The following is a 15,258-nucleotide window of genomic DNA, read 5'->3' as shown; positions in this document are numbered from 1 at the left end:
TTTCGCAGGTCATCGGGCGTTTAGTGGTCTTACTCGGTACACTTAACAGGAAAACCGGTCGTCTGTTGAGGAGGAAAGCACATGCCCCATTTCGTCATTATGGGTTCTGGTCGTGTGGGAGTTATGCTTGCCCGTACTCTAGAGGCTTCGGGGCATACGGTAGCCGTTATCGATCAAGATGAGCGAGCTTTCCAGCCCTTACGTAAAGGGTTCAGCGGGCAGTTGGTGACCGGCGTCGGTTTTGACCAAGAAACGCTCAAACAGGCGGGTATTTCGGACGCGTACGCTTTTGCTGCTGTATCTTCGGGAGATAATTCAAATATTATTGCCGCCCGCGTGGCGCGTGAGACTTTCAAAGTAAAAAATGTTGTTGCCCGAGTCTACGACCCAAATCGTGCCGAATTCTTTCAGCGTCTAGGTATTCCCACGGTAGCCGCCGTGCGGTGGTCAACGGATCAGGTGCTTCGTCGTCTGTTACCGGAGCAGGCGCTCAAGGGTGATTTTCGGGAGCCATCGGGCAGGCTCATGCTTACTGAGATTCCACTGCATGAACAATGGGCAGGTCATGCCCTCGTGGATATTGAGCGTGCTGCCGGGGTGCGCATCGCCTACATTACCCGATTCGGTGAAGGCATGCTTCCACGCCCAGATACCGCCTATCAACAGGGAGATACCGTACACATTATGATGCGCACGGACGATATTAACGAAGTCTCTCGGATTCTTTCACGGTCGCCTCGTACTGATGAAGACGTCGAGTACAGTACCGATCCCCGGCTGGATTGGTTCCATGCGAAGCCGATAGACCCGGCGCAGCACCCCGGCGATCGTCGTCGCCCGAAAGCATAAGGAGCTTATAACATGAAGGTACTTATTGTTGGGGCCGGTTCCGTGGGGGCATCTATCGCTAAGGAGCTCAAGGCGAATGGGCACACTGTCACTATTATTGATTCCAAACCTGAGATGAAAAAACGTACCGACCTGCCGGGAGTGCGCTGGCATATTGGTGACGCCTGTGAGCTGTCTGTTTTGCGCCAGGTTCACCCGAATACCGCTGATGTGATTGTTGCCGCAACCGGTGATGACAAAGTTAATCTGATGGTATCTCTACTGTGCCGCAGCGAGTTTGGTGTACAACGCACGGTAGCGCGTGTAAATAATCCCCGGAATGAGTGGCTTTTCGATGATGCCTGGGGCGTGGATGTGGCAGTTTCCACTCCGCGTTTGATGACGGCCCTCGTGGAGGAAGCCGTCGAGGTGGGCGATGTGGTACGTCTGCTTACACTTCAGGCCGGCGGGGCGACGTTGGCGGCGTATACGGTACCGCTCGATCATCCTGTGATTGGCTACAGGATAGACCATGTGCAATGGCCAACCGATACGGTACTCACCGCCATCTTGCGCGATGGTGTTCCGGTTGCACCTTCCGCCGATGTTGTTATTGAGGGTGGCGACGAACTTTTCTTCATCACGACGCTTGACGGAGAAGACCAAATTCGGGCGCTCTTCGCCTAGGTTATCTCTCTGCCCCTCCTAGATCACCAACGAAAACGAGCTATTTCTCAGCTGAAACGCGCGAAATATAGACGCACGTTTAGCGTCTCTAATGATGGCTGAGGATTGTGTGAGGTCTAAAAGCTTCCGCCGTCTCCCCCGCCAAAGCCTCCGCCGCCACCGTCAAAACTTCCGCCGTCACCTCCGCTAAAGCTAATTCCAGAGTCTGAGGAGCTGTTGTCGGCAGGAGTAAAGCCGTCGCCGTACCAGGATCCCCACGAGTATTGCCAAGGATCGACATCCCAGCCGCTCGTTTCGGGAGTAGCACTGTTTGCATAGGTTCCGTGTGTAAGAACGTTCTGAACCGGGAACCAGTAGGTTCGGCCACTCCCGGTTTTCTCACTTTCTTTTTGGTCAAGTTCCTGCAGCTTCTTCAAAACAGCATTTACACTGAAAACACCAACAGTTGTGGGAACGGCATAACGTTGAGCTTCAAGCACGAAATTTTGCGCGTCGAGGCGTCCTGAGAGTTCTGGGTATAAATATTTTCCGGTTTCTTGTGCCCATTCATGGGATGCCCGCACCAAACGGAGCGCTTCTTGGCGGTCTTCAAGAACTCGGGTAGTGCTCTCATGCTCAGTCTCTAAAAGATCTTGGATGCGTTGCAGCTGAGCATATTCCTTAATATCTTCTGGCTGTAGAGAGAGATAACCCAGAGGCGCATACATTCTAGTTTCAATGAGAAGACGTTCCGCAATTTTTTGAATTATAGAAATTAGAGTCTGTTCAAAAATATCTTTTATATCTTGTGGCATAGGAATAGGAAAACCTTGATATATCCTCATAACCCACTCCAAAAAATGGTCTGCAACAGCATAAAATTCTTCGGACTCAAGAGACTTCGCATAGTTACTTATTTCTTGTATGCGACTATCAAAATATTTTTTGAAGAATCTATTTTCATGATCTTGTGCAAAATCAAAAAGATAATGCGCAAGACGAGAAGAACTTTCTTCAATATGTGCGGGAGCATCAACAGATTTTTCCCATTCCTTAAGAAATTCTTGAAGTTTAAAAAATAGAATCCAAAGAGCAACTTCTGCATCCTGCGCAATATATGCACTCTTGAATATTTTGATGCGTTGCTCGTCCGATACGTTGCGAGAAACTAACAACAGCTGTTTTTCCGCTTCAGTAAGATTATCATCAATATCGCTTAATAGATTATCAAGTGCAGCAGAATACATAATAATTGGTTCAACTATTGAACTCTTCTGTTGCCGTCCCTGCAGTAATACATCACTTAGCTGCGGAGCTAATGAAGCAACTTTAGTTTTAGCATTTTCAAAACATTCTCGGCGCAGCTCTAAATCTTTGCTTATGTGAGAGCGCAGTACGGGAATTTTAATCTTATTTATAGGATCTTCAAGACGTTGGGCTTTACTCCGAATAAAGGCATAAGCATGCCTTATCGCTTCATCATCTGCTTTAATAGATTCATGTCCAGACTCCCAGTGGTTCTCAGCGTCATGTAAATAACGGTATGCCTGGGCCAAATGCCGATGATTGCTATATGTTTCCACGGTGTCCTCATCAGAAAGATTCAAAATATCTTTATGCAACAGCATAATATAATTTACATAATCGACATAACCTGCCCAGAATACGTATTCTCTAACACGAGTTTTGCGCCCATCAATTTCTAGATTAAAATATTCTATAGACTCCTGTGAAATAGGTTTTTTATAGTTCAAATACCTCTGACTTTCACTTTTAGCCTCCCCCAATGTTCGTATAAAAGCAAAAGAATCTCTAGGCTTCACCACCTGGGTATACAGATTTTCCGCACTATATTCTTGACCAACAAGGAAATAAAGAGTATGGATAACCATGGTATCTAATATTAAAAGTGAGAAAAATGTATATATTGTAAATACCCAGATACTTTTATCATCGAATGAAATAGCTAAACCCATAAACATTAAGGGAAGATACCCCCAGGCTACAATCTCAAAAAATTTTGTCTTTGTAACTTCATACCTATAAGCACCTAATATCAACTCCCATAGTACATACCACAAAAATCGCGAAAGAATAACAGACGCTGTAAAAATAACAGCACCAGATACGACATTTACTGGATTATCTCCACGTAATGCAATAAGAATTACTGCACACGCGCTAATAAAAAATGCAAAAATTAAAATAGATTTAGCATATAATGATTTTAAAATACTTACCATAACTTACTCCTTGGGTGGTTGGATAGACCAGGAGGCTACAAAGACGTCACTAAGCATACTTTAAGCATGCTTAGTGACGTAAAGAGTTTTATAAGGTTTCAGCCGGATCAGATACTCGCCACGCCAGCCAGATACCCGCCGCGTACAGAGGCAGCCCCATAACGATGCGCATAGCACCTAAAACTTCGGTAGCGTTCATATAGTAAAGCGGTATTTGGATCGCAAGTCGCAACAGCAAGACAGCCGCCATAATCCACGTTGCCAGCTTATAGGCTTTCAAACGTTCGGGTTTTTGCCGCCAGGTAAGCTGCTCTCCCCTGATATACCCGAAAATGAGTCCCGCCAGAGGCCAACCCACGATAATCGAAGCTATGAACGCAACACTGTAAATGCCGTTTGTCCAAAACCCCGGCAAATAGTAGTCGGCAGCGTTCCCTGTGCGAAAAGCAGTGAAAGCACAAATTGCAACACCCACAATACCCGACACCGCAGGTATGAGTTTACTGCGCTGTATAAGGCGCAGCACGGTAAAAATACCTGCAGCTGCTACCGCGATAACTAAGGCCAAGTTTAAATCTTTGGTGACCGTGAAGAAGATAAGGAAGAGTAGTGAAGGCAGAGAAGTTTCTACGAGTCCACGCCACCCGCCAATTGCATGGAGCACATCCACATGACCTGACTCTGTGCGGCGGATATTGCCCCCCAAAGAAGCACTTAGGCTCTTACCTAATGACTCTTGCCCCGATATCGAGTTTGTCTCTGCACTCTGGGCGCCGTCAGAGGCATACTGGTTATTCAAATGCTGAGGGTCATGTGGAGTATTAACCACGTCGCGGATCCTTATCTAAGAAGTATTGGGGAACAATCTCGTATCGGGGGTTGTACATCACGGGCGGGTACGTGTGCGTTGAGATAACCCCAGAGCACCGCAGCAGGCACCCTGCCAATAAACCAGGAACCATACGCTGCCCATGCCAAATAAGGGTTACTCTTTCTCCTACAGAAAACGGCGGACGTGAGGGGAACCGCACTTCTAAGCTCTCCGTCATGGGGTTCTTCCCCAAAACTGATTGTTGCTGGTCTCCATCAGGCATAATGGTCTCAGCATTCTGCGAGTCTTCCTGCTCATCGTCAAAGTCTTCGCCAGGAGGCTCAACAATGGGCATACCAATCAGAGCTAGAGGACTGGCCCATTGAAGCGGCTTTGATTTCGCCACGATAAGTTCTGCTTGGTAGAGAGGTTTATCGTGAACAGCAGGAATCCACACCTGATCGATACGGCCAGCTAGGCGAACACGAAAACGTTCGGGGTACTCCGCCTCAACTTGAGAAGAAGTCCCCGAACCGGGGGCAGAGTGGCTGTTATCTATGCGCGGCATTACCCAATCTCTGTAATCTCGGGTCCACGACGAGGCATTGGGCGTAGTTCGCGTTTATCCTCGTTCTTCTTTTTCTTCGTTTCAGTCTCTCGACTACTCTCCTGCTCCTCAGGTTCCTGCTCTTCATCATCTGAGTCGTCTAAGGTATATATCTGTTCCGGCATCGTCATGGGTAATAGCTCACGTGGCGGGCGGGGGTCGTCGCCACGATTGACAATAGCGGTACGGAAGACCTCTTCGATCGCTTCAGCAGCTTCTTCATTGCCTAGAACAGCCTCGCCAGAGATAACACCGCGTAAGAACCATCGAGGGCCATCGACGCCAACGAATCGTGCGATGCGCTCCCCTCGTTTCCCGTCCTCAGTCGTGGCGGGAAGGCGGGTTAGCATCTCGGCGCCGAACTCGCCCGTATACATTTCGGCGGTTCCACCCTGCGATGCCACAGACTCGGCAAGATCATGCCGAATATCATCCCATATGCCAGTACTACGAGGCGCTGCGAACGCCTGAATCTGGAGGGTTCCACCAGCACGAATACAGGTTGCGGCAATTACAGCTCCCGTACCTTCGTCCATCTCAAGACGCAGATTTAGGCCGTCAAGCATCTTAATATATAGAGCACCAAGGTCGATGTATTCTTCGGTATCATCAACCTCACCAATATCGTGGGGGCCTTCAGAACGGTCGTAGATAACTACCTCGGGCTCTTCATCATCACGATCGACCTTGTTAAGGCTGGACTTAGACTTAGCTTTGGTTAGCTCAGCATCTTCTTTCTTGGAGTCTTTAGAAGTAACCTTAGTAGTTTTCTCTTCTGCTTTCTTACGCTCATCGTCAGAGCTTTTCTTGCCAAAACCAAACACTGAATATCCCTTACTGGTAGATGTTAGTGCGTCTCATATTGTATGCAGATATTGTATATTTCTTTGTGCGATTAAAGTCTATTATCTGCCGTATTACGCGGTAAAAGATTATTTCAAGCCGCTTGAGCCGAATCCCTGAGATCCTCGTTCGGTTTCGTCAAGGTTCTCTACCACCACAAAATTAGCGTGTTCATAACGCTGAATGACAAGCTGGGCAATACGATCACCACGCTTGATTTGGAAAGACTTTGCACGGTCCGTATTCAATAACGTCACCATAAGTTCACCGCGATACCCAGAATCGACAGTTCCCGGTGCGTTAACAATTGTGATGCCGTGTTTAGTAGCAAGCCCCGAACGCGGATGCACCAACCCTACATATCCTTCGGGAAGAGCAATAGCAATACCGGTAGGTACAAGTGCTCTCTCTCCAGGCGCCAGTGCAAAATCTACTCGTGAACGCAGGTCCGCGCCCGCATCACCAGGATTGGTGTAAGACGGTGCTGGGAGCTCTGCATCAAGCATTTTAATCTGGACATCAATGGGATTAATCATGTCTTTCACTCTACCGAACATACGGGGGCTACGTCATCTCTACCCCCTTAGCGTACAGGAGTTTCACATAAGTACTGCACGGTGCTGGAGTGCGCAGAAAATAACCTCGGTTAGAATGTTGAATATGATTTTCTGCCCAGATGGTGCACACACTCTATTTTCTAGACGCCATCTGAACAGATACCCAACAAGCTTAGAAGGACTATTACGATGGCTTCTTCGTCACCTCATACGCTCTATTATGAGCGTCTTTCTCCTGGACCTGGCATGTGGTTTCTCACGCTGTGTGCCGGGGGTGCATCTTACCTGGTGGGCGCTCCTATTGGTATTCCGGTGGGTATTATTGCTGCTGTCGTTGTTACGCTTCTTCTCGGGTGGATTTTATATTTCTCCGCGCCCACTATCGAGATATCGCAGGATTGGGTTCGTGTGGGGCGAGCAAGTATTGAGCGTGCTTATGTGGGTGAAACACACGCATTTCGTGGCGAACAGGCCCGTATTGCGGCTGGTCCCGACCTTGATGGGCGCGCATATATGTGTTTTCGCGGCTGGATTACACCAAAAATCCGCCTCGATATTACCGCCCCTGCCGATCCAACCCCCTACTGGATTGCCTCAACCCGTAACCCCGAAAAAATAGCCGAGATTCTAAACGGCTAGTTTTCTTCTCAGCTAAAAGGGCGGTCTCCCTGAGGAAACCGCCCTTGAGTCGTATGGTTTAGCTTCTTATCCTTCGCATTCTACGCAGTACAGCAGACCGTCTTCTTCACGCGCAATCTGCGAGCGGTGACGAACCAGGAAGCAGGATGCGCAGGTGAATTCGTCTTCCTGTGCGGGCAAAACCACTACGTTGAGCTCTTCATTGGAGAGATCTGCACCGGGCAGCTCAAAACTTTCTGCCGCGGTATTCTCATCCTCATCCACCGCCCCGGACTGCATCTCCGAACGGTGCGCGTTCAGCTCTTCGTAGGATTCTTCGTTCTGTTCGTCATCCTGCTTGCGGGGTGCATCGTAATCAGTTGCCAAACTATCACGCTCCGTCGTTTTTGGTGGGCTGAAATCCTACCGCCCACGGTGGTCTAAATAGGTAGTACCCCATCACATATCAGCGTGTTATGCGACGGCGGCATGCAGGTATTGTTCACTATTGATACCCATTTTGTCTAATCGGGACGCAGTTAGTGAACTTTTAGCCGTCATAAAGGCCTCTTGGAAGGTATCAATTTAGGATTTTTTCACGATGTTTTGGGGGTTTTACTACCGTTTTTTGCGGCTCTCACGGTACCCTTGGTAGGTAACTTTATGTTTTTAAACCGGCATAACGGCATGGTTGTGGTGTTGCCCCACCCATGAATTTGGAGGTTCTTATGCTTGAATTGCGTCTGATTGGCGTACATGATGACGGTGAAAATCTGGTGCTTGAGTCTGCTGACGGCACTAGGTTTCTCCTTCCAATTGACGCGAATCTGCGCACAAGCATCACTAAGGCACGACGCATCCAGCCGCTTCGCGGGCGAGGTACTAAGGGGTCTTTCGGTCCGCGTGATATTCAAACTCGCTTCCGACAGGGTGCAAGCGTAGAAGAAATTGCTGAAGAATCCGGCTGGGAACCGGAGCGCGTGCGCAGGTACGAGTGGCCTATCGTGGCGGAGCGCTCGCACATTATTCGCGCCGCTCAAAACGTGAAAGTGGGACGACGTGATTCAGCTTCTGGCATAGGACAAATTCCTGTCACCCTCGCGGCTCGTATTGCCGAGATTGCGCACCAGCACGGTTTTGAGGATGCCACCCAGGATTGGGAAACTCGGCAGAAAGAAAACGGGCAGTGGCGGGTTGAAGCCGACTTTGCGCTCTCCGACGAGGCACGCGCGAACTTGTCTGAGAAGGTGCGGTTCCCCGCTCGTTGGACCTACAATCCGGCTAATCAAGGGTTGTACGCATCAAATGAGGCAGCATACTTCCTGATGGGAAGCCCGGCTGCGGTGGCAGCTGCGGCTAAGAAAACTTCTTTAGACGGCGAAGATGAAGAGCACGAAGAGCATCCGGAGGCAACCGCCCCGGTGCAGCAGCGGCTTGTGACTACTCATACGACTCCGGTACACGTTAATGCGCCTACCTCTTCTTTGAAGGGCGAAAGCCGTGACGAACGTAAACTCAATGAGCTTCTCGAACGCGCCCGCTCGGTACGCCCGGTTACTCCCGTGGTGGAAGAGCCGGAAGTGTATGAGCCTGAACCGGATACCCCGCAGTCAGTTGAACCCGTTGATGAACATGACAGCGACGACTCTGCTCCTTCGACGCCCGAGCATGCTCATCACACTTCGGAGCCTAAAGGTGAGCATCACCAAAACAATCGTGATGGGAACAAGACCAGTTCTTCGAAGAAGCAGCGCCGAAGCATTCCCGCATGGGATGATATCCTTTTCGGCGGGCGTAAATAGTAGTTAATTTCTTACTAGGATTCCTGAAGACACAGACAATTTAGCCTTGTCGTCCTTGACGTTACGAGGTCGGCAGATACCGCAGAGGAATAAGACGCTCCGCATCGGTCAGCGAACCGTGCTGCCCCACCATAGCGAGTGCGCGTTCCTTCTGGCGGCGCATATCGTAGAGCGCATAATCATCACGAGCGCAAACGATCAGATCGCCAATTCGTTCTCGCGCTGCATCACGAATTATCGTGCCGTAGTAGCCCCGCTCATACAGGTCATGCGAATCTAGCACCCAAGCATGCTCACCCCAGTGCCGAACCCAATATTGTGCGCTCTGGCGACGGGCATCCGGTGAAGTATCGTGCAGATAGAGCTGCACCGCTCGCGGTTCCCCTGCCGTCATAGCGACATTTTCCAGTAGTTCTTTGGTCGCCGAATAGTCGATGCGGTTTTCCTGCGGAACATTTACCATGCCGTGATCGGCCGTGAGGAAAATACCAGCCCACGCCGGGGAACGTTCGGCAAGGCGACGCAGTGCCAGGTTAAGTTCTTCAAGTTGTTCAAGCCATTCGTTACTTCCCGCACCGTAGCGATGCCCCGCTTGGTCAAGCTCTCCCCAGTAAAGGTATATCAAGGTCGGTGTGCGCGAGGCCAGAAGTTCGCAGGCATAAGTGATACGAGCGTTATAGTCGGCTGCGCCCACAAATTCGCCGCCGCGCAAGTTTGCTTCGGTGAGTCCGCTCCCCCGGTATTTCTCCAGTGAAATCGTCACCACGCGCCTATCGGTACAGTACCGCTCGAACACGGTGGGCAGGGGTTGCCAGGCGTGCGGATCAACATTCTTATCCCACCCCGAAAGATGGTTCATCACGGTATTCGTCGTGGGGTTGCGAACCTCATAGCCAGCAATCCCATGAGCCCCCGGCGCGGAGGCGGTGCCCAGCGAACCCAACGACGCTGCAGTCGTGGTGGGGAATGCCGCATCCAATGCCCCTAAAAAGACTGTTTTCTTTAGATAAGGCGCATAAGATCCGTAGCTTTGCAGCAGTTGTTCTCCCAGACCATCGACCATGATCAGGCAGATATTACGGAATCCGTTTGGGTCAGCCCCAGCTTCAGTTAGTCGCTGTGCCAGGTTGAGTGGGTCTGCGTCCAGGCTGAAATCTGGTTCATCATCTAATGGGTGCTGAGCACGCGGTAAGCTTCTTTGCGCTACCAGTGATGCGGCCGATTCGAAAACATCTGCCACGCTGTTGCTTCCATAGGCAGGTGGCGGGGGCACCGGATTTCCAGCGTAATCGAGGTATTCAGACATATCAGCGGCTTTCGCTCACCTGAATATGTGCACGGTGTAGGGCGCGGGCGAACTGCTGCGCTTGAAGGATAGCTTCGGGACCGTCCGCTGTTGCCGAGACGCGTAGGGCTAAATCTTCTCGGCTGGCGTCACCACTATACCCGTGATCTGCGGTGCAGTGCGGATCGGGGCAGGTAGCGGGTGCCAGTTCCAGGTGCAGCGAGCCCGTCCATGCTATCTGCATTGAAAGTTCGGTGGGGACCGTTCCGGGCTTATATGCCTGCGGATTATCGTACCCGTAACTAATAGTGACGGCACGCAGAGAACTCAGCTTAACCGCTTCAACGCCCACATGTGCTACGGTCTGCTGCCCTTCTTCTTCAAGGTGCTGGTCGTCTAAATGCGCTAGAATCAGCAGAGATCCACTAACAACTAAAACCGTGATATGGCGATGCAAATTATTATGGCTGAAATGCGTTTCAACCTGCACAAAATGGGATTCTGGTTCTAAACCGGCAAGAGCTTCATCAACAATGTCACGCACTAAATCTGGGTAGAAACCTGCACGTTCGATATCGGCCGTGAGTTTTTCCCGCGGATCATATGCGGTCGCTGTCATGAAGACTCCTTAGGGTCATAGGTAATAAGGCAGGTTTGTGTGCGCATGTGTGGTGCCGTTGTTAGACACTGTAGTTTATACCTTAGTGCTTTACATGCCGCCTGTGCTACTTTGAAGGGCATTTGGGCGGATTTTTCTGCGCTACCTGTAGAATAGAATTACGAATACGCCCACCCCACATTGGGCGCATTATTGTGCGCCTCAAGGAGAGAAATGGCACGCCGCAGCAAGTCCGCCGTTGAAGATTACCCGGTTGATATTGTCGAAAATATTGTCGATATTGATGTCTCTGCCGAGATGGAATCCAGCTTTTTGGAGTACTCCTACTCGGTTATTTATTCGCGTGCTCTGCCGGATGCGCGCGACGGGCTGAAACCGGTGCAGCGGCGCATCCTCTATATGATGCAGCAAATGGGGCTGCGCCCGGATAAGGGGCATGTGAAGAGTGCCCGTGTGACCGGCGAGGTCATGGGTAAACTGCACCCGCACGGCGATGCCGCTATTTACGATGCGATGGTGCGTTTGGCGCAGCCTTTTGCGATGCGCCTGCCATTGGTGGATGGGCACGGTAACTTTGGTTCGCTAGACGACGGCCCAGCGGCTGCCCGCTACACGGAGGCACGTATGGCCCCCGCAGCGACGGCGCTGACTGCGGATCTTGACGAAGACGTTGTTGATTTTGTGCCGAACTACGATAACCAGTTCATGCAGCCGGGCGTGCTGCCAGCGGCGTTCCCTAACCTGTTGGTCAATGGTACGACCGGCATCGCGGTGGGTATGGCAACGAACATGGCTCCGCATAACCTGCGCGAGGTTATTGCGGGTACGCGGCATTTGATTGCGCATCCTGATGCCACGCTCAAAGAGGTTATGAAGTTCATTCCCGGCCCCGATCTGCCCAGCGGCGGCACGATTGTGGGATTGAGCGGTATTAAGGATGCCTACGAAAGCGGGCGCGGCACATTCAAGACCCGTGCCAAGGTCTCTATTGAGCAGGTGACCCCCCGTAAACAGGGTATTGTGGTGACTGAACTGCCGTATATGGTGGGCCCCGAAAAGGTTATTGAAAAGATCAAGGACGGCGTTAACGCCAAGAAACTGACCGGTATTTCTGATGTGGTCGATTTGACCGACCGCAAACACGGGTTGCGCCTTGTTATTGAGATTAAGAACGGTTTTAATCCGCAGGCTGTGCTGGCCTCGCTATATAAGCACACGCCTTTGGAGGATTCCTTCGGCATTAATAATGTGGCGCTGGTGAATGGGCAGCCGCAGACCTTGGGGCTGCTTGATCTTCTGCGGGTGTATATCGATCATCGTCTGTCGGTAGTGCGCCGCCGCACCGAATTCCGTCTGGGTAAGCATAAGGATCGTCTGCACTTGGTGGATGGTCTGCTGATTGCTATTGTCGATATTGACGAAGTTATTGAGATTATTCGGTCTTCGGATGAAACCGCGCAAGCTCGTGAGAAGCTGATGGCGGTCTTCGATCTGACGGAGGTTCAGGCGAACTATATTCTTGAGCTGCGTCTGCGCCAGCTTACAAAGTATTCCCGTATTGAGCTTGAGGCTGAGCGTGATAAGTTACGCCAGGAGATCGCTGAACTGGAGCGAATTTTGGGTTCCGATTCTGCGCTGCGTGAGCTGGTATCTGACGAGCTTGCCGAGGTTGCCGAGAAGTACGGCAACGATCGCCGTACCGTTTTGAAGACGAAAGACGATATGCAGTCTGCGATTGAGGCTGTCTCAAACGGTGCCTCAAAGGCGAAGAAGAGCCTCGGGTTGGCGCTTGAAATTGCCGATGAGCCCTGTTGGGTGCTGCTGACGGCATCCGGCATACTGGGGCGCACGGTGGGTAAACCAATGCGTGAGGCTTTGGTTGATCCGGGCAAACGTATTAAACATGACGTCTTCACGTCTATTGTTCCTACGACGGCGCGGGGCGAGATTGGCGCGGTGACCTCTATGGGGCGCATGGTGCGCCTGTCGGTTATGGATTTGGTGGTGTTCGATGATTCTTCGGGAACTCCCGTATTGACTACGGGCGTCAAAGCTACCGAGGTTGTTGCCCTAGCAAAGGGCGAGAAGCTGGTGGGGATTGTACCGTTGAATGAGGTTCTTGCACTGGCAACGGCGAACGGCGTGATTAAGCGCGTGAACCCGGAGTATCCGCTGAACCAGACGGAGTGGGACGTTATCAAGCTCAAACCAAAGGATACGGTCATTGCCGCAACCGTGTGCTCTTCCGACGATAACGCCCTAACGTTAGTCACCCAGGAAGCGAAACTTCTGACCTTCGATGCGGCTAAGGTTCGTCCGCAGGGTCGCGCGGGCGGCGGTATCGCTGGTATTAAGCTGGGCGCACAGGATGCGGTAATTGCGCTCGGCGTGATCGCCCCGGGTTCTGCCGCAGAGGTTGTGACCGTCACGAATGGGCAGGATGGTATGGCGAGTGCGAAGGTCACTCCCCTGGCGGAGTACCCGCAGAAGGGTCGCGCGACCGGCGGTGTGCGGGCGCATCGTTTCTTGACGGGAGAGTCGAAGCTGGCACTGGCGTGGGTTGGCGTTGGCCCCGCAAAGGCTGGCACGCCGGGCGGTGTAGCACGCTCCTTGCCGACCGAGCACGGTTCACGTGACGGCTCGGGTGTGCCCCTTACCCAGGCGATCGGCGCGGTAGGTCCTAACTATGCGGCTATCACTGAGCAGGCAAAAATGGCGTCTGACGGAGAAAAGTTGTTCTAGCCTTTTTTAGTTGGGTTGCTGCTATTTTTCTTTCGGTGTGGCAGGTAGCAGTGTTGCCTCTGTGCAAGTTGAGGCAACACTGCTACCTTTAATGTGAAGTTTTAGGTGAAACCTGGATTTTTTCTACCGCAGCATTAAGGATAGGCAGGCATGACCGAGCCGAATAAGCCCCGGGAGCAGATGACCGCGCAAGAGCGGCTTGACCTTGGTGTAGATTGCCTCGACGCGGGCAGGCTGAATGACGCCGTTCATATCCTGGCTACGGTTTCAGCGGGTGAAAATCCTGGGGCGTACTCTTGGGCGCAGTACTTTCTAGGTGACGTCTACGAGGATGCGGGGAATCTTCGTGAAGCGATGACCGCCTACAACAATGTCCATCGCCGTGATAACCCTGTAGCCTACGCTTCGGCGCAGAACAGCGCAGGTATTCTCTATAAGAACATGGGGCGGCTTGATGATGCTGTTGCCGCGTTTAGCCGTGTTGTTCGTGAAGACAACCCGGAATCCTATGCGTGGGCGCAGAATAACCTTGGCACCGTCTTTCAGACGATGGGGCGGCTTGATGATGCCGCCGCCGCGTTCGGGAATGTGCAGCTTAGCGACAGCCCCGAAGCGTACACTAACGCACAGTTCAACCTTGGCAACACCTATAAGCTTATGGGCAAGACAGATGATGCCCTTCAAAGCTGGGGAGGCGTGCTTCGCGAGGTAGACGCAGAAACCTACGCCCAGGCACAGTTCAACATTGGTTCTACGTGCAAGAATCAAGGGCGGATAGATGAGGCAATCGCCGCGTGGGGAAGGGTGCGCCGGGAGGATAACCCTTCAGTTTACGCTCGGGCACAGCTTAGCCTGGGCCTCACCTATGCCCCGCTAGGGCAGCTTGATGAGGCGATCGCCGTGTGGCGTAACGTGCGCCGGGAGGACAACCCAGAAGCGTACGCCGCAGCACAAAACAACCTGGGCAGCGCGTACGAAGACAAAGAACTATTTGAAGATTCTTTTGCCGCCCGGAGCAGGGTTCTGCGCAGCGACAGCCCTTACATATATGCTGTGGCACAGCTCAACATGGGCATCGCCCACTATAACAACGGGTCTCTTGATGAGGCCGTGACCGCGTGGAACAATGTCCTCAAAGAGGACGACCCGCAGTCCTACGCCGAAGCTCAACGTAACCTTGCTCTGGTGAATAAACACTAGCTGCCCACAGCGTTGTTCCTACGCGGCCAAGGGTAATACTGCTACCTTTTAATATGAAGTTTTAGGTGAGACCTAAGGCTTTGAACTTTTCTAACCACTGCGTCAAGGAGAAACAGGCGTGACCGAACCGAATAAGCCCCTAGAGCAGATGACCGCCCAAGAGCGGCTTGACCTCGGAATATCCTACCTCGGAGAGAGCAGATTTGATAAGGCTATCGGAGCCTTGTCAAGCATCCGCCGCGAAGAAGCCGACCCCGAAACCTACGCACAGGCACAGCTCAACCTCGGCGCCGCCTACTATGCCCAGAGCGAGCTGGATCAGTCCATCGAAGCCTTGTCAAGCATCCGCCGCGAAGAAGCCGACCCCGAAACCTACGCAGACGCACAGTTCAACCTCGGAGCAGCCTATGCCAAATCAGGCAAGCGGGAACAGTCCA

The 15,258-nt window shown here is 51.8% G+C and carries 15 protein-coding genes; 7 read left to right on the top strand and 8 right to left on the bottom strand.

From position 1 onward, the window contains the following. Window positions 1-81: 81 nt before the first annotated feature. On the top strand, window positions 82-849 hold the full coding sequence (locus tag HMPREF3164_RS02015) for a potassium channel family protein (protein WP_048751600.1): 768 nt from the start codon (window positions 82-84) through the stop codon (window positions 847-849). Between the two features lie 12 nt (window positions 850-861). Beyond that, on the top strand, window positions 862-1,515 hold the full coding sequence (locus tag HMPREF3164_RS02010) for a potassium channel family protein (RefSeq protein WP_004004494.1): 654 nt from the start codon (window positions 862-864) through the stop codon (window positions 1,513-1,515). Window positions 1,516-1,631: 116 nt separating this feature from the next. Here HMPREF3164_RS02010 and HMPREF3164_RS02005 read toward each other — a convergent pair whose 3' ends face one another. From HMPREF3164_RS02005 to dut, 5 genes are all read right to left on the bottom strand, one after another. Further along, on the bottom strand, window positions 1,632-3,737 hold the full coding sequence (locus tag HMPREF3164_RS02005; protein ID WP_048754279.1) for a hypothetical protein: 2,106 nt from the start codon (window positions 3,735-3,737) through the stop codon (window positions 1,632-1,634). Window positions 3,738-3,825: 88 nt separating this feature from the next. Continuing rightward, window positions 3,826-4,566 (bottom strand): DUF3159 domain-containing protein, encoded by a 741-nt coding sequence (locus HMPREF3164_RS02000; RefSeq protein ID WP_048754278.1) that lies wholly within the window; start codon window positions 4,564-4,566, stop codon window positions 3,826-3,828. Beyond that, window positions 4,559-5,116: a single stranded DNA-binding domain-containing protein gene (locus HMPREF3164_RS01995; protein ID WP_070448611.1), complete on the bottom strand. Its 558-nt coding sequence runs from the start codon at window positions 5,114-5,116 to the stop codon at window positions 4,559-4,561. The genes HMPREF3164_RS02000 and HMPREF3164_RS01995 overlap by 8 nt, the downstream gene beginning before the upstream one ends. Continuing rightward, entirely contained in the window at window positions 5,116-5,979 is an 864-nt protein-coding gene (locus HMPREF3164_RS01990; protein WP_070448610.1) for a DUF3710 domain-containing protein, read from the bottom strand. The genes HMPREF3164_RS01995 and HMPREF3164_RS01990 overlap by 1 nt, the downstream gene beginning before the upstream one ends. A gap of 108 nt (window positions 5,980-6,087) precedes the next feature. Then, entirely contained in the window at window positions 6,088-6,534 is a 447-nt protein-coding gene (dut, locus tag HMPREF3164_RS01985) for a dUTP diphosphatase (protein WP_238382320.1), read from the bottom strand. Between the two features lie 210 nt (window positions 6,535-6,744). On the opposite strand from dut, the gene HMPREF3164_RS01980 reads away from it, so the two are divergent. Beyond that, window positions 6,745-7,194: a DUF3093 domain-containing protein gene (locus HMPREF3164_RS01980; protein ID WP_070448609.1), complete on the top strand. Its 450-nt coding sequence runs from the start codon at window positions 6,745-6,747 to the stop codon at window positions 7,192-7,194. Between the two features lie 66 nt (window positions 7,195-7,260). On the opposite strand, the gene HMPREF3164_RS01975 is transcribed toward HMPREF3164_RS01980, so the two are convergent. Next, complete coding sequence (locus HMPREF3164_RS01975) at window positions 7,261-7,560, bottom strand: DUF4193 domain-containing protein (protein ID WP_004004482.1); 300 nt, start codon at window positions 7,558-7,560, stop codon at window positions 7,261-7,263. Window positions 7,561-7,883: 323 nt separating this feature from the next. On the opposite strand from HMPREF3164_RS01975, the gene sepH reads away from it, so the two are divergent. Then, entirely contained in the window at window positions 7,884-8,975 is a 1,092-nt protein-coding gene (gene sepH, locus HMPREF3164_RS01970; RefSeq protein WP_070448608.1) for a septation protein SepH, read from the top strand. 61 nt (window positions 8,976-9,036) lie between these two features. On the opposite strand, the gene HMPREF3164_RS01965 is transcribed toward sepH, so the two are convergent. Next, window positions 9,037-10,281, bottom strand: a complete 1,245-nt coding sequence (locus tag HMPREF3164_RS01965; RefSeq protein WP_070448607.1) for an alkaline phosphatase family protein — start codon at window positions 10,279-10,281, stop codon at window positions 9,037-9,039. Window position 10,282: 1 nt separating this feature from the next. Next, complete coding sequence (locus HMPREF3164_RS01960) at window positions 10,283-10,879, bottom strand: DUF5998 family protein (RefSeq protein WP_013398920.1); 597 nt, start codon at window positions 10,877-10,879, stop codon at window positions 10,283-10,285. Between the two features lie 213 nt (window positions 10,880-11,092). On the opposite strand from HMPREF3164_RS01960, the gene HMPREF3164_RS01955 reads away from it, so the two are divergent. From HMPREF3164_RS01955 to HMPREF3164_RS01945, 3 genes are all read left to right on the top strand, one after another. Continuing rightward, on the top strand, window positions 11,093-13,621 hold the full coding sequence (locus HMPREF3164_RS01955) for a DNA gyrase/topoisomerase IV subunit A (protein WP_070448606.1): 2,529 nt from the start codon (window positions 11,093-11,095) through the stop codon (window positions 13,619-13,621). A 150-nt stretch (window positions 13,622-13,771) separates the two neighbouring features. Then, the gene (locus tag HMPREF3164_RS01950) at window positions 13,772-14,821 is read left to right on the top strand and encodes a tetratricopeptide repeat protein (protein ID WP_070448605.1); all 1,050 of its coding nucleotides are present in this window, start codon (window positions 13,772-13,774) and stop codon (window positions 14,819-14,821) included. A 118-nt stretch (window positions 14,822-14,939) separates the two neighbouring features. Then, window positions 14,940-15,258, top strand: a 319-nt coding sequence (locus tag HMPREF3164_RS01945) for a tetratricopeptide repeat protein (protein WP_141744094.1), incomplete at its 3' end; no start/stop codon positions are given.

Source organism: Rothia sp. HMSC08A08 (genome assembly GCF_001808385.1).
Taxonomy (GTDB): Bacteria; Actinomycetota; Actinomycetes; order Actinomycetales; family Micrococcaceae; genus Rothia; species Rothia dentocariosa.
Note: the sequence above shows the minus strand (reverse complement) of the source record. Positions and strands in the feature narration are given on the sequence as shown.

Bases quoted from the DNA above. Each gene is read 5' to 3' on its own strand.
- HMPREF3164_RS01965 (WP_070448607.1), bottom strand. From the start codon at position 10,281: ATGTCTGAATACCTCGATTACGCTGGAAATCCGGTGCCCCCGCCACCT.
- HMPREF3164_RS01980 (WP_070448609.1), top strand. From the start codon at position 6,745: ATGGCTTCTTCGTCACCTCATACGCTCTATTATGAGCGTCTTTCTCCT.
- HMPREF3164_RS02010 (WP_004004494.1), top strand. From the start codon at position 862: ATGAAGGTACTTATTGTTGGGGCCGGTTCCGTGGGGGCATCTATCGCT.
- sepH (WP_070448608.1), top strand. From the start codon at position 7,884: ATGAATTTGGAGGTTCTTATGCTTGAATTGCGTCTGATTGGCGTACAT.
- HMPREF3164_RS01995 (WP_070448611.1), bottom strand. From the start codon at position 5,116: ATGCCGCGCATAGATAACAGCCACTCTGCCCCCGGTTCGGGGACTTCT.
- HMPREF3164_RS01950 (WP_070448605.1), top strand. From the start codon at position 13,772: ATGACCGAGCCGAATAAGCCCCGGGAGCAGATGACCGCGCAAGAGCGG.
- HMPREF3164_RS01955 (WP_070448606.1), top strand. From the start codon at position 11,093: ATGGCACGCCGCAGCAAGTCCGCCGTTGAAGATTACCCGGTTGATATT.
- HMPREF3164_RS02015 (WP_048751600.1), top strand. From the start codon at position 82: ATGCCCCATTTCGTCATTATGGGTTCTGGTCGTGTGGGAGTTATGCTT.
- dut (WP_238382320.1), bottom strand. From the start codon at position 6,534: ATGATTAATCCCATTGATGTCCAGATTAAAATGCTTGATGCAGAGCTC.
- HMPREF3164_RS01960 (WP_013398920.1), bottom strand. From the start codon at position 10,879: ATGACAGCGACCGCATATGATCCGCGGGAAAAACTCACGGCCGATATC.
- HMPREF3164_RS02005 (WP_048754279.1), bottom strand. From the start codon at position 3,737: ATGGTAAGTATTTTAAAATCATTATATGCTAAATCTATTTTAATTTTT.